General features: G+C 61.1%; 10 protein-coding genes and 1 riboswitch. Of the genes, 2 read left to right on the forward strand and 8 right to left on the reverse strand.

The genetic code is table 11. From position 1 onward, the window contains the following. From NZM16_RS06030 to NZM16_RS06050, 5 genes are all read right to left on the reverse strand, one after another. Nucleotides 1-899: DUF5667 domain-containing protein (locus tag NZM16_RS06030; RefSeq protein WP_367281011.1), on the reverse strand; the 899-nt coding region annotated here is incomplete at its 3' end. After that, a complete protein-coding gene (locus tag NZM16_RS06035; protein ID WP_295479296.1) occupies nucleotides 896-1,456 on the reverse strand; it encodes a sigma-70 family RNA polymerase sigma factor in 561 nt (186 codons plus the stop codon). The genes NZM16_RS06030 and NZM16_RS06035, both read right to left, overlap by 4 nt. A gap of 380 nt (nucleotides 1,457-1,836) precedes the next feature. Next, nucleotides 1,837-3,396, reverse strand: coding sequence for a DUF5666 domain-containing protein (locus NZM16_RS06040; protein WP_295479298.1), 1,560 nt, complete (start codon nucleotides 3,394-3,396; stop codon nucleotides 1,837-1,839). A gap of 424 nt (nucleotides 3,397-3,820) precedes the next feature. Then, nucleotides 3,821-4,753, reverse strand: coding sequence for a DUF368 domain-containing protein (locus NZM16_RS06045; RefSeq protein ID WP_295479301.1), 933 nt, complete (start codon nucleotides 4,751-4,753; stop codon nucleotides 3,821-3,823). A gap of 225 nt (nucleotides 4,754-4,978) precedes the next feature. Beyond that, entirely contained in the window at nucleotides 4,979-8,380 is a 3,402-nt protein-coding gene (locus tag NZM16_RS06050; RefSeq protein ID WP_295479305.1) for a LamG-like jellyroll fold domain-containing protein, read from the reverse strand. A gap of 312 nt (nucleotides 8,381-8,692) precedes the next feature. After that, nucleotides 8,693-8,823, forward strand: a riboswitch (TPP riboswitch). A gap of 56 nt (nucleotides 8,824-8,879) precedes the next feature. On the opposite strand from NZM16_RS06050, the gene thiE reads away from it, so the two are divergent. Together thiE and thiD are read left to right on the forward strand one after the other, a co-directional pair. Then, the gene (gene thiE / locus NZM16_RS06055; protein ID WP_295479308.1) at nucleotides 8,880-9,524 is read left to right on the forward strand and encodes a thiamine phosphate synthase; all 645 of its coding nucleotides are present in this window, start codon (nucleotides 8,880-8,882) and stop codon (nucleotides 9,522-9,524) included. Between the two features lie 107 nt (nucleotides 9,525-9,631). Further along, nucleotides 9,632-10,465: a bifunctional hydroxymethylpyrimidine kinase/phosphomethylpyrimidine kinase gene (gene thiD / locus NZM16_RS06060; protein ID WP_295479310.1), complete on the forward strand. Its 834-nt coding sequence runs from the start codon at nucleotides 9,632-9,634 to the stop codon at nucleotides 10,463-10,465. 93 nt (nucleotides 10,466-10,558) lie between these two features. Here thiD and NZM16_RS06065 read toward each other — a convergent pair whose 3' ends face one another. The 3 genes from NZM16_RS06065 to NZM16_RS06075 form a co-directional block, all read right to left on the reverse strand. Next, on the reverse strand, nucleotides 10,559-11,803 hold the full coding sequence (locus NZM16_RS06065) for an MgtC/SapB family protein (protein ID WP_295479313.1): 1,245 nt from the start codon (nucleotides 11,801-11,803) through the stop codon (nucleotides 10,559-10,561). Nucleotides 11,804-11,989: 186 nt separating this feature from the next. After that, entirely contained in the window at nucleotides 11,990-12,769 is a 780-nt protein-coding gene (locus NZM16_RS06070; protein ID WP_295479316.1) for an SDR family NAD(P)-dependent oxidoreductase, read from the reverse strand. A 277-nt stretch (nucleotides 12,770-13,046) separates the two neighbouring features. Further along, the coding region (locus NZM16_RS06075; protein ID WP_295479318.1) for an FGGY-family carbohydrate kinase at nucleotides 13,047-13,886 on the reverse strand (840 nt) is incomplete at its 5' end.

Consider the following 13,886-nt stretch of genomic DNA (forward strand, 5'->3'; position numbering starts at 1 on the left):
TCCTCAGGGGTTCGGGTGGGCCGGGGCGTCCGGGTCGGCTCCCGGGTTTTCTCCGGAGCAGGGGTCGGCGTCGCCGTCGCTGGCGGCAACGGAGTAACGGCTGGAACCGATGGGGCGGTGGGCGACGGTGGGATGGTCGGCGAAGGCATTGGCCGAAGCGTTTGTGTGGATGTGGGGGCCACCGGCGGCGTCCGGGTCGGTTCGAACGTCGGCGTAGGGGTTTCCGGAGCCACCTGAACCCGTGCCGCGATCAGCTGCCCCTCCGGGCCCAGGAAAGCCATCACAGCGGCCCTCTGATCCAGAGCTGCTGGCCCCAGGATTTCCGTTGCTGGAAAGATCTCCACCGGAACCCCCCCGATGCGCCAGGTGGTCCCTTCGATCGCCTCAATCCGGCCCTCCCAGATCACCGTGCCGGAACCTCGGCGCTGGGCGAGGGTGCGATATTCCTCCCAGCGACGGGCCGCCAGCGTTTCCTCCACCAGGCGTCGCTCCACCGGGTCCAGCGTCACGGCCAGCCAGACCTGTTCCTCCACGCGTTTGAGCCCATACAGGGGATCCCCGGGCAAGCTCCGTTGGGCCAGAACATGAAGCATCCCGGCGATGAGGAGCAGGCCGGCGATCACCGCCCCCGCGGGCGCATATCGCAGCCATCCGAACAGCATCACGGCCCACGGGCGGTGGGAGGCTCGGAGAGCCTCCGCGCGCTGAAGAAAAGCGGCCCGGGAGGCCAGCTCCGCGCGCAGGGACGGGGCAGGCGGACGCGCGGCTTCGAGGATCCGGGCCATCCGCAAAACCGGATCCAACTCCGGATAACGGGCCAAGACCTCTTCGATCGGGACCCCAGTCCGGATGAGGCGCAAAGCTTCTTCCAGCTCGTCTTCACGCTTGGCCACGGTCATTCCTTAAGATCCCCTAATCGTTTCGCGAGGGCCGCTAAGGCCCGATGCTGAAGCAATTTCACCGCCCCTACGCTTTTCCCCAGCTCCTGAGCGATCCGGGCCAGGGGAAGATCCATCCAGAAACGCATCAGGATCACCGCTCGCTGGTCCGGAGTGAGATGATCCAAGGCTTCGCGCACCCGCTCCTGCATCACCACATCCCTCCATCCCTCCTCTCTCGAGCTGCCCCACTCTTCCTCCAGGGGGACCTCGGGATGTCGGTAACGGGCCCGGTGGTGATCCGCCACCAGATGATCGACGGTCCGGAACAACCAAGCCGCCAGATGGCGCTCCGGTCCGCGCCCCCGATGGAAAGCTTCCAGGAGGCGGATGAAAGCCTCAGCGGTTACATCTTCCGCAACCGCTCGTTCCCCTACTCGGCCGAGCACGTAAAAATACAGTATCCGGTAATACCGCTCATGCAACTCGGCCAGAGCGTCGGGGTCCAGAGAGCGTGCGCGGGCCAGCAGGGCTTGTTCGTCCGTCACTGTTCCGGACCACTCAAGAAAGGTTTCCACCGTCGATTGCCCTCATCGTATCCGCTCCGGCGAAAAGACGCCATCAAATCTCGAGATAAGAAGCGCTGGGAGATGAAACGGGCGGCGAAGCCATCCGCTCCACCACCCCAATCCCCACAGTCAACAAATCACCATAGGGGTTACGCCGTCAGAAGCCTGTCGGACGAGGGGGATAGCATCGTCCCCCTTTATCCCCCTTCCCCACGGCCCAAAGGGCTGTGGGGAAGGGGAGTAAAAGACTTCCTTGAGGGGAAGAGAACGGCGTAACTCCTACACCGATTGGGCCTGCCAAAGGCTCATGCTGGGCATGCCCCTCTCCGCGGCCCAAGGAGCCGTGGAGAGGGGCACAGCGACGTTGTGCCCTTATTTTGAGCTAAGCTTTAATCATCCTGATCCTCGTCATGTTTCTCTTCGGGTTTCCCATCGTCGTTCCGATTCTTCTCGTCCTCCTTCCCGTCGCCACTTTTCCTGTTATCTTCCACCTTCCCGCTCCCACTCTTCTGATCATCCTCGAGATGAATGCGGACGGCTCGGATGGAGCCATCATCCCGAACGAACCCTTTCACTTCCACAAAGGCCCCAACCACGATCATCCCATCGATCTGTGTGCTCCCATCGACCTGAACCCTGCGGCCGGCGATTCGATAGCCATCGGACAAGATCGCTTCCACCACGCCCTTGAACTCCACCTCCCCTTTATCGGCCTTTTGATCCTCGATATGGATCCGAAGCGCCAGGACGGTCCCATCCGGCTGCACGATCCCCTTCACCTCTACGAAAGTCCCCACTGTGATCGGCCCGTCGATCTGAGTGGTGGTGGTGACCACTACGGTCCGTCCGCTCACCTGATAGCCGTTCGACAGAATCGCCTCAACCGTTCCTTTGAACTCGATCTCCCCCCCAGCCGGCTTCGGCCTCTCCACGCGAATGCGAAAGGCCAGAACCGAGCCATCAGGCTGGAAAACCCCTTTCACCTCTACGAAGGTCCCCACTGTGATCGGCCCATCGATCTGGGTCGTGGCGGTTACCACAACCCTGATCCCGGCAATGCGATAGCCATCTGAGAGGACTTCCTCAACCGTTCCCTTGAATTCCACCCGGGTGGATTTCGGGGCCCTCTTCACCCGGATCTCGCGAGCCAGAATGCTGCCGTCTCCCTGGAGAAAGCCCTTTACCTCCACCCAGTCCCCTACCGCAACAGGATCCTTCACTTCGGTGATATCCGTTATCACCACCGTGCGCCCGCTGATCCGGTAGCCGTTGGAGAGGATGGCCTCCACTATGCCCGTGAATTTGACTTCCTCCTCTCGATGAATCCGTGACGCCAAGATGGTCCCATCGGGTTGAAGAAGCCCCTTGACCTTCACAAAGGTTCCCACCGTGATGGGGCCATCGATCCGGGTGGTGGTTGTCACCATCACTGTCCTCCCCGCGATCCGGTAGCCATTGGGCAGGATGGCATCCACCACGCCCTTCAGCTGGATTTGCGCCTCCGGAGCCTCAACCTTGATTTGAAGAGCCAGGACGGAGCCATCGGTCAGAAGGATCCCCTTCACCTTCACGAAGGTCCCTACGGCCACCGGACCCTCGATCCGGGTGGTGGTGGTCACGATCACCATCTGGCCGCTGATTCGATACCCGTTCGGAAGGGCGGCTTCGACCAGGCCCCGGAACTCCATCGGGGGGGCTGGGGTCGGAAGCGGGGAAACCCGGGTTCCTGCGGTCCCACCTGAAATCGCAGCCGTCGATCCATCGGAGGATTGAGCGCGAATCACCGTAGCGCTCAGGACATCGCCCGTCTGGACCCCTTCGACCTCTACCCGAGATCCGACCTGGATGTCCCCGATGACCTGTGTCTGGCCAGTCCAGCGGACCATTCGACCGGAGACCTGAAGGCCATCGGGGAGGACCGCCTCGACCGTTCCTTCCCAGCGTGCCATAGCTCCTTCCCCGGACCCCGGAGCGGTCGCACAGGCCGCCAGCGCAAGCCCCATCCCTGCCAGCAGCAAGATCCCAAACCAGGTGCTCTTTTTCATGGGATCACCTCAGCGGAGGATCAGAGAACAGTCTGCTACCCTTAGGATCCTGAACCCGAACTCATCGATCATGTCGAAAATCATGGGAAATAGGTTACGGGTTGAGGCGCGAATTCCTCCTCTCGGATTCCCAAAGGGCCTCGAGGGAAGAGGGCTCTGTAAGGTGAGGAGATCCCCCATATGATCTTCGGCGCTCTCGGACCGAACCCATCCCGGACAAGATATGGACGCCGGTGGAGTTGATCAACGCGAGGGGAAATCCGGATCGCGGAGATATCGCGGAGGCGGTGCTGGCGGAGTCGGGTTGCCGGATCATCCGGCAAGTGGATCAGCGGATCAGGGTGTGCTCGGCTTTCTCCTGGCGGCGCTCAGCCGTCCGTTCTATCGCAATCACCGCTCCGAATCCCAGGGCCATCAGCCCCAGCGCGATGGCCACTTCGACGGTCAAGACGGCAGGAAGGGCCCCATCCGCATCGATTCCAACACCGTTCACTATCCTACCCGGTTTCCAGGGCCACAGTTCCCGCAGGGCACCGACCATAAACCCTGTCAGGGCGGCGATCGTCAGGTCGTGGTAATGGTCCAGCAACCAGCGCAGCACGTTCGCAAACGAGACGATCCCCACCGCCGCGCCCGCAATGAAAACCAGAATCGTGGTCAGGTCCAGGCGAACCAGCGCACCCAGAAGGTAGTGATACTTTCCCAGCAGGACCAGGATGAACGCGCCGGAGATGCCTGGCAGGATCATGGCGCAGATCGCCACCGCCCCGCTCAGGAAAATGAACCACAGGGCTTCGGGCGTCCGCACAGGCCGCAACCCGACCAGCAGATACGCGCCAACAGCGAAGAGGCCAGCGACCATCAACGTAGAGGGAGTCCATCTTCGAACCCGGGCGCGAACCACGTAGACGGAGGCCGCAATGAGGCCGAAGAAGAGAGCGTAGACATATGTCGGATACGATTCCAGGGCCCAGTGTAGCAGCCTGGATAGGCTCAGCACCGCCGTGCCGATCCCTGCCCCCAGCATCAGCAGAAAGGCCCACGGGAACTCCGCAAACGCCTCCTTCCAGCGCCGTGAAACCAGCCGACCCAGAAAGGGGATCACGGCGCGGATCGCATCGATCAGCTCCTCGTAGATGCCTAACACAAAGGCGACCGTGCCCCCCGAAACACCCGGGATTACGTCTGCTGTCCCCATCAGAAACCCAGATAGAAATATCCGAGCGTGTCGCTGCCATCGACGCCTAAGGAGCTCCATCATCGCTCGCCTCAACTCCCTTCGAGATGATCGAACGCAGAGTCTTGTAAAAAAGACCGCCGCTATGATATATGGCTTTCAGTATTCGCACAAATTCAGAGAGCCTCAAATCCCCTTTAAAATCCATCGATCATCGCTCCCGCAGAAGCAGACATGCGAGCAAAAACCCTCCTGCCCGCTCCAGACTCATTGCGGGCGCGATGGCAAGTTGGGGAATCGAACCAACATCTAATCACGCAAGGCCAGCGGTAGGTACAGGCGCCAATTCAAGCGCTGCAGAATGATGCCATCAAATGGAGCCAGAGTCACTACTGAGGCCGGCTGGCCATTGTTATATCGGGCTGCCGAGCGCACGTGCAACGCATCAGCCACGCACGGTGCGCCGGAGCACCTCAGACGAACATATGGGCTCTGCGCCGGGTCTAAGGGGACGGCCGCAATGAAGTGCCACTCGTCCCCGCGCTGGCGCTGGTCGAGAGCCACCGAAGCTAACACGCGGGTGCCCTGCACCACCTCAAACTGTGCCTGCGGGTTCCAGCTTAAAGCGACTGGAGCGGCAGGCCACCAGGCAGTGATCGTGTAGACATCCCGATGCTGAATCGGCAATCGCCAGCGCACCTCACCGCTAGAGCCTGTCATCTCGTGGAGTTTCGTCTTCCAGGCGTGATAGAAAGGACCACTGACCTTCCATTCACCACTGTCATACGTTCGAACCTCCCACGCGCCGCTGACCACCTGGAAGACGGGATCGCCGTCGTCTAAGATGAATTCGTCTAAAGGAGCCTGCGTTCCCACCAGACGTCGGTAGCCAGGACCCATGGAGATCGTCTGGGAGACCGAAGTGGCGTTGAGAAGCACCGTCCCGTAGGTATAGTCTCGGCGGAACACGTCGGGCGGGTGCAGACGGAGTTGAACGCCATCGATCCAGACGGTGCCCGTCACTGAGCCGACAAAGAACTGAATGCGGGCATCCGTAACCGTATGGGTCGCTCGAAAAGTCACCGTGTATAACTGCCAAGTTGGGCCCAGGGTCACCTGCTGCGAGAGGCCATACCCCGTCCATGGAGGGGCATTCTTGGAAGCCGCCAGCCCTATCGCGCGAGGACGGTCGGCTTTGGCCCAAAAGCTCAGATCGTATACCACGTCCTTTTCAAGGCTGCGGTTATTCTGATGGAAATCCACATGCCAGTCTATCCCTGTGGTGGCAGTGATGTCGATCCGGGCCGATGCGTTCCCCTCGGCAGCAACGGTCATATCGCGGGTCACCGTGGCTCGAGCACCTGCACCGGTGTTGACGAAGAAGCGCCAAGGGTCGGTGATCGGGCCTTCGAAGCCGGAGTTCACAATCCGGTTGGGGCCCACATCGAAGCCCACGTCCACTCGATAGGCCGGGCCTAGGGGATATCCTAAGTAGAAATCGAGCTCGTCATACCACCAGGGATTGCCGTGCCAGGTGTCCCCGAACTCATGGGCGAAATATCCATCGTGCAACAGCGTCAGCGCCAGGCCGAAGCGCATCCAGGGGGTGTAGTCGCGCGCGAACTCTAAGGTGCTGGTGGGGATTTTGCGCAAGGGGTCGTAGTCGTAGCCGTAGGCGATCTGGTCGATGGGGGAGGACTCGAACATCACCACCGGCGGCTGGCGGGCCTCCCGCATCCAGGTCTGGTAGAGATCCCAGACCTCGCCGAAGGAGCGTTCGCCCTCCAGCACGTCAGCGGTCAAAAAGCCGAGGCTGATGCCGTCAAACAGCTCGCCGACGCCTGGCTCCCGGATGTCCACCGAGTGGGCGCTGATGATTGCATACGGCATCAGGCGGCGCAGCGTGCGGATTTCGTGCAGGACGCCGGCCTTCCACGCTGCGTCCAGCCACGCCGGGTCGTCCTCCACGCCGTCCTCGTTGGCATCGATGCGCACCGGGTTGCCATAGATATCGTGCCTGAGCCAGGACTGGGTGAGCATTACGTTGTCCAGGAAAACGCCGTCGGCCTGCATGCCGGAGTTCAACCACGAGCGGTAGGCATAGTGAGCTTGGTATTCCGCCACCTCGAGCTTGGTCAGGTTTAATCGATAGGAGCCCGGCCAGACCTCGATGGGGTTGCCGTTTACGTCCTTGAGGTAGTAATCGGGCGTGGGGATATCGTTGTTCTCCACGGCATTGATGGATGTAAGAACGCGGACATGTGGGTTAAGCTGACGCAGGCGGCGGATCTCTTCCGGAGACGCCGCATCCGCGCCCAGCCAGAGATCCACCTTTGCCATATCCTCCAGGGTGTAACCTGCCGCTTTCCACTGCCACCAGCCCCAAAGGTTCCCAGTGCGGGGGAAGGGCGGATTCGACGGAGAGAGAACACGGTATCGCAGGCGCAACCGGAAGTCCGGGTGGCTCGCGCAACGAACGTAGACGTCATTGATCATGTTCGGATCAGGATTCAGCCCCACAACAATCGTTGTATGAGTAAGGACATCCGTTGGCTCCCCGAACGAAGTCATCTGGTTGTAGGGACGGTCGGCCTGAACGCTGTAGGCGCAACGGGTAGGTAGAAGCGTCCGAACAGTGAGGGTAAGGGCCGTGCTGCCGGGAGGCAGGAGGGTAGTTGGAGGCTGAGGATTATAGATTGGGATACCGGGATAAGTTACCGCCGCGCTGCGGCATGGGGTGCCCACTTCACTGCCTGCAGAGACTGGGATGAACTCGTAAGCCACCGTTGTGCCTGGACTCAGGATGGCGGTCGGAAGCCAGGCTTCGTTCGGGCGAGGCGGCGATTCCCGCTGGGCACGGGCGGCGATCTCCTCGGCTGAAGCAGCACGCCCCCAGATCCGCACGCTGTCAATATAGTAATCGGCAACATTCCCCCACCACGGAGAGCCACCGATGGAGAATTCCGATCCATTCGCATCTGGAGGCCGGTAGCGGCGTTCATTAGTGTCAGCAACTAGCATTCCGTCCACATAGAAGCGCATGAAGTTACGGGAGGCCGAGTAGGTGAAGGCGATGTGATGCCACTCCCCGGCTTTCCAGTGACCCATAAAGGCTCTGCTCCCATAGGCGCTCTGCCATTGACCATCCACCACTCCGCCCGCATATAGGATGCGCGAATCCCTGCTCTGGCCAATCAGAAGGTAGTCTCCATCGGGATCACGATAGAAGAACAAATAATGGTTGCGGGAAGTATATCGGGGGTCATTCCCATCCGCGCGCAGAGCTACCCACATCTCGATCGTTCCTTCATCGAGGGGCAGGTTGTATAGTCTGGGATAGTTCAGCACTCCCCCAGCGCCGAGAGACAGGGCCTGGCCCCACCGGCCAGGGACATAGCTCACGCCCTGAGCCATAGTGGGCTGCTCCCCGTTTGCGCCGTTCACGGAACCATCAAAGCGGAGCAGGAGGCCCTCGGAAGTAACGGTATCCGTGATTGGCGATCCATTCACCAGCCAGCGATAGCGGCTTCCCCACTCCGGATCCCCATCTGGATCATTGAATTGAGCACTGCCTACGATATAACCATAATCTGGCATAAGTTCAGCGACAGCGCTGGAGCAGTAAGGGGATCCCGAAACCTGAGCAAACACAGGCTTCAAGCCGAACAGGGAAAGCAACATAAGGAAGAGGAGCCAAAGGCGCACTTTCATGGTCACAATCCTCCTCAGGATGAAGAGATGTGCCACGCATAGCTCATAGAATACGGCTCTATTCTTAATCTTAACGAGGATCGGAAAAAAGATGGGCTATCACCGTTTATAGCTACTATAATCATCTCACGGGGCTGCGGGGGATGCCAAAGGCCCTACGTCAATATGCAAACTAAGCTGCCTTACCGTATAGATCCTCCCACAGAGCTTGCGAGATAGAATACCCCGCCCACGTGCTTAACGCAACGAGCGTGCTGGCATCTACTGGATTTGACAGGAATGCTCTCTCTGCACTACAGTTGAACTCAGAATGGAGGCGACGTGGGGAGTCCGTGGGAAGGCGGGCTGAGAGGGCGCCCTGCCGGTGAAAGGCCGGCCCCGGCGCCGACCCATCGAACCTGATCCGGGTCATGCCGGCGGAGGGATGGTCGCCATCGTTTCCTCACCGCTTTGCTCCACCCTCCCCACCGAAAGTCGCCCCTCTGAAGGAGCCAGTGCCATGCCGCCCGACCTGCGGGTTTACCTCGTCCTGGATCCCGCGTTGACTTCCGAACGATCGCCGCTGGAGATCGCGGAAGCCGCCCTTCGAGGAGGAATCACCGCGCTGCAGCTGCGCTGGAAGGTCGGACCGCTGCGGGAGATGCTCCGGCTGGGAGAAGCGCTGCGGGATCTCTGTCGACGATACGGGGTTCCGTTTCTGATCAACGATCGCGTCGATGTCGCCATGGTGCTGCAGGCCGATGGTGTCCACCTGGGTCAGGAGGATTTGCCGCCGGAAGCCGCGCGGCAACTCCTGGGCCCCCAGGCCTTTATTGGCGTTTCTGCCCGGACGCCGGAACAGGCCCGAGCGGCCGAGGCCGCCGGTGCCGACTACCTGGGGACGGGCTCGGTCTTCCCTACTATCTCCAAGGTCAACCCAACGCTCATCGGGCTGAATGGGCTGGCCGCGGTCATCTGTTCCACCCGACTACCGGTGGTGGCCATCGGCGGCGTGAATCCGGAGAACGCGGCGGCCTGCATCCGGGCAGGCGCCGCGGGCGTCGCGGTGATCTCCGCCATCGCCCAGGCCTCCGATCCGGAAGCGGCCGCCCGTGCGCTCCGACAGGCTGTCGATCAAGCGCTGGCGGAGCGGGGAAGGCGTTAACGCACCGTTCGTCGCCGGGAGGGCGTCCCTCCGGACGGATTCCATAGCAGCCCTTTGGAAGCAATCGCAAAGATATCCGGTGGCCAAACACATCACGGAGGGCCCAAATGAGCACATTGCCTCGCGCTTTGACGATCGCTGGCTCTGATTCGGGTGGGGGAGCGGGCATTCAGGCGGATTTGAAGACCTTCGGCGCCCTGGGGGTTTATGGCATGAGCGTCCTCACCGCGCTCACCGCCCAGAACACTCAGGGGGTCCAGGCGGTTTTCGAGCTCCCGCCCGATTTCGTTGCCACCCAACTCGACTCTGTCCTGAGCGATATCGGCGCCGACGCGGTAAAAACCGGCATGCTGGCCAACGCCGCGATCATCGAGGTGGTTGCAGAGAAATTGCGGAAATACCGCGTGGAACGCCTGGTGGTGGATCCGGTGATGCGGGCCAAGAGCGGAGATCCCTTGCTTCGCCCGGAGGCCCAGGAGGCGCTGATCCGTCATCTCTTCCCCATGGCCATGGTGGTCACCCCGAACCTCCACGAGGCCCGGGCGTTAGTGGGCCGCGACCTGCGGAGCCGGGCGGACATGCGAGAGGCGGCGCGGATCATCTATGAGATGGGACCGCGCTGGGTGGTCGTGAAGGGTGGCCATTTAGAGGGAGATGACCACAGCGTGGATATTGTCTTCGACGGACAGGATTTCTACGAGCTGAGCGCTCCACGGGTGGATACGGTGAACACCCATGGGACCGGCTGCACCTTTGCTTCCGCCATCGCTGCAGGGCTGGCGAAGGGCCTCCCGCCGCTGGAGGCGATCCGCCAGGCGAAGGACTACCTCACCGCTTTGCTCCAGGCCTCCCGGGCCTTCAAGCTCGGCCAAGGGGCTTACGGTCCGATGGATCATTTCGCCCTGTTAAAGGCCCGCGTGGCGGCCTCTCTCAACCCATAGAGCAGAACGGTTGGGAAGGCCCCCTTCGGCGGCCTTCCCAACCGTTCTGGCTTCAAGGGGGGCACTGAGATCGCTGCCCTCCGTCTGGCTGGACTACCTCCATCCCTCTAAGGCTAAGCCGAGGATCCCGACCGCGACGGTAAGGGCTGAGGCGATCCCAAGCCGTCGTAGCCAAGGCCCTTGCAATCCGCCCAGGCGAGCCATCGGCACGTGGAACAACAGGCTGGCCATCGAAGCCAGCACCACCCCCAGCCCGGCTGTCTCCGGGGGGATTCGACCCTGGGCCGCCAGGGTCGCGGCGGCCGCGGCCGTCGAAGCGCTGCTGACCAGCCCTCCCAGAAAGGTGACCATCATAAAGCCCCCAAGCCCCAGAAAACGATCTGCCAGAGCCACCGCTGCCCGGATCACCAGATAGAACATCCCAAAGAGCAGGCTATGGCGGAGAGAGAACGGGAAGGCCAGCCGGATCGACGGCGCGGGAGAGTTCGGGTTCCGTTGCAGAGTCCGGAGGACCATCAACCCGGTGATGCCTGACATCAGCCCCACGGCCAGCCAGCCGTGCAACAGGGCTGCTGGGGCGAAGATCCCCAGGATCAGGCCGTTACGGGCCATCATGGCGATGTTCGCCAGCAACATCCCTTCCAGCGCCAGATCCAACGCCTGCCCCTCATGACCCCGGCACCGTCGGGCCAGCTCCGAGACCGTGGCCGTGCTGTTCACCAATCCCCCCAGGAGCCCGGTGAAGTGAATCCCTCGCGCCCCATAGAGCCGGAGCAATGCGTAGTTCACCAGTCCGATGGCCGAGAGGATCACCACCACCAGCCATGCGGCCCGGAGGTTGACCAAACCCAGCGGGTCGATCTCCGGAGGCAGGCCCTCCGGCAGCAAAGGATAGATCACCAGGGTGAGCAGCCCAAAGAGCACGATCGAGCGCAACTCTTCCAGTGAGAGGCCAACGGTGAAACGGACCAGCTCCGCCTTCCAGGCCAGGAGCATGGTTACCAGCACAGCGGTGGCCGCGGCGGCCAGCGCGTAGCCCTGGGCGACCACCATGCCCAGCAGCAAGGTCACCAGTAGGGCCACAGAAGTGGTCATCTCCAGGGACCGGTCCACCAGCAGGCTGCGGATGTTGAGGATGCTCACCAGGGAGATCGCTGCTCCCAGGACCAGGAAGGCGGCCACTGGATGGATCAGCCAGGCCAGGCATCCGGCCAGCGCCGCCAGCGCGAAGGTGCGCAACCCCATATCCTTATGCGCCCATTCCCGCTCCATCCCGATCAGCAACCCGATCCCCAGCGAGACCCCGATTGGTTCAATGTAACCTCGAAAGTCTCCCATCCCACAGTGCTCTGACCAAGGGGCTTTTGGGATCTGGGCGGGCCACCACAGGCAGCCCGTCCAGATCCCCAATCTTCTCTGTTTCCCCTTTTCCTGCAGCCCAAAGGGCCGCAGGGAAGGGGAATTGGCAGGTGCAATGGAAAGATCAGATTCTACGCAGTGGCCTTCGGCTGATGCATAAACTCCTTAAGTCAGATGAGCCCCGCCCGTTACGTCCAGGACCGCTCCTGTGATGAAGTCTGCCTCCGGTAGACACAAGAGAAGCACTGCATTCGCCACATCCTGGGGCTCCTCGATCCGCCCAAGGGGGGTTTTACTGACATACTCTGCGCGCACCGCCTCGGGATCCATTCCCCTCAACTGTCCTTCCCATACGATCTCTCGCTCTTGCATGGATGTGCGCACAAAGCCCGGACAAATCAGATTAACCTTAATATTATACTTGCCGACTTCCACAGCTAGGCTCAACCCAAAGCCAATCACTGCCCACTTGGAGGCTGCGTAGTGGGCCAAGAGAGGAACAGCCCGATGACCGGCCATGGAGGCGGTGATAATGATCCGACCACCGCCCTGGCGGATCATATGAGGGATCGCGGCCTGGCATGTGAAAAACACACCTTTGGTGTTCACGTTAAAGTTGTAATCCCATTCCTCCTCCGTAAGATCCTTTGCCCAGTTCATAGTGGATACCCCGGCGTTCGGACAGACGATGTCGAGACGTCCCCACTTCGCGACCACAGCATCCATCACCCAAACGTTCTCGGCCTTGCTAGTGACGTCGAGCCGCCATGCCTCCGCTACTCCCCCGGATTGCCGGATCTCTTCAGCAACCTGTCGAGCCCAATCCTCGTTGATATCCGTGACAGCCACATGGGCTCCCTCGCGCGCCAGGGTTCGAGCAATGGCAGCTCCGATCCCGGTGCCCGCACCGGTCACAACCGCTACCTGTCCATCTAAGCGCCCCATGGTTAACCTCCTGGGTTTTATGATTCGGGAACTGGGGTGGAGGCAGAGTGCTTTTACCGTTCTGCCTCCATCCCCACTGGCCTCGAGCGGCTCGAATTCCCCAAATTCATTGCGACCACTCCCTCCCCACAACCCAGGGGCCGTGGAGAGGAAGAAAGGGGGGAAGGGCCTGGCTTGCTTCCCTACCGAGGACGCTGGGATCAGACTTGGCGCCCGAAGTTGCACATGGCATAATTGGTCAAAAGCATGAGCAGGCGAAGATGAATTTGCTGACGAATTAGGATGCGGCTGCTGAACGTGACAACCGACCTGCTCGCGGAAAGAGGGGTTTCAGGGTTTCATAGAGATCCCGGTAAAGTCGATAGGCCTCTTGATACCGTTCGTGGGCCTCTGGATCCGGCTCATTCCAGTATGCAGGGCCTGCAAACGCTTCGATCTCTGCCCAGTCCCGGAACAGACCTACCCCCATCCCTGCGACGAAGGCTACCCCCAAAGCCGAGCCCGGGTGTCCAGGGTGAGCTTCAATCGGCAGTCCCAGCGCATCGGCAGCAATCTGCCGCCACAGCTCGCTACGCACTCCCCCATCCGTCGCCAGGACTCGCCGAATGGGATAGCCCCGTTCTCGCAAGATCTCCAAATGATGCTGGAAGCCGTAAATCACCGCCTCGAGGATGGCGCGGAACATATGCCCTCGGCCATGGCTCAGTGTGAGCCCGAAGAAAATCCCACGAGCCTCTGGATCAAAGATAGGGGTCTTCTCTCCCAGGAAATAAGGCAATACAATTAAGCCATCTGAAGCAGGGGGCACAGCCGCCGCCTCCTCATCCAGGCGACGATAAGTCGCCGACCCTCCTTCCTCTCCCAGCACCTGGGTCACAAACCATTTCACGAGAGAGCCCGATGCGGCCATACAACCATTCAGCAGATAGCGCTCCGGGATATCGTGATAATCAATGTAAAGGCGAGGATGGGTCTCCAGACGATCCATGCAATATAGGATGTCCCCAGCTGCTCCAAACTTAATTAGCAGATCCCCATGCTCCCGCAAACCCGCCGCCAGCGCCGAGGCCACGTGGTCCGCGCTTCCTGCCACCACAGGGGTTCCGGGCGCCAACCC

It is taken from the genome of Thermoflexus sp., assembly GCF_025055495.1.
In the GTDB taxonomy this organism is placed as follows: Bacteria; Chloroflexota; Anaerolineae; order Thermoflexales; family Thermoflexaceae; genus Thermoflexus.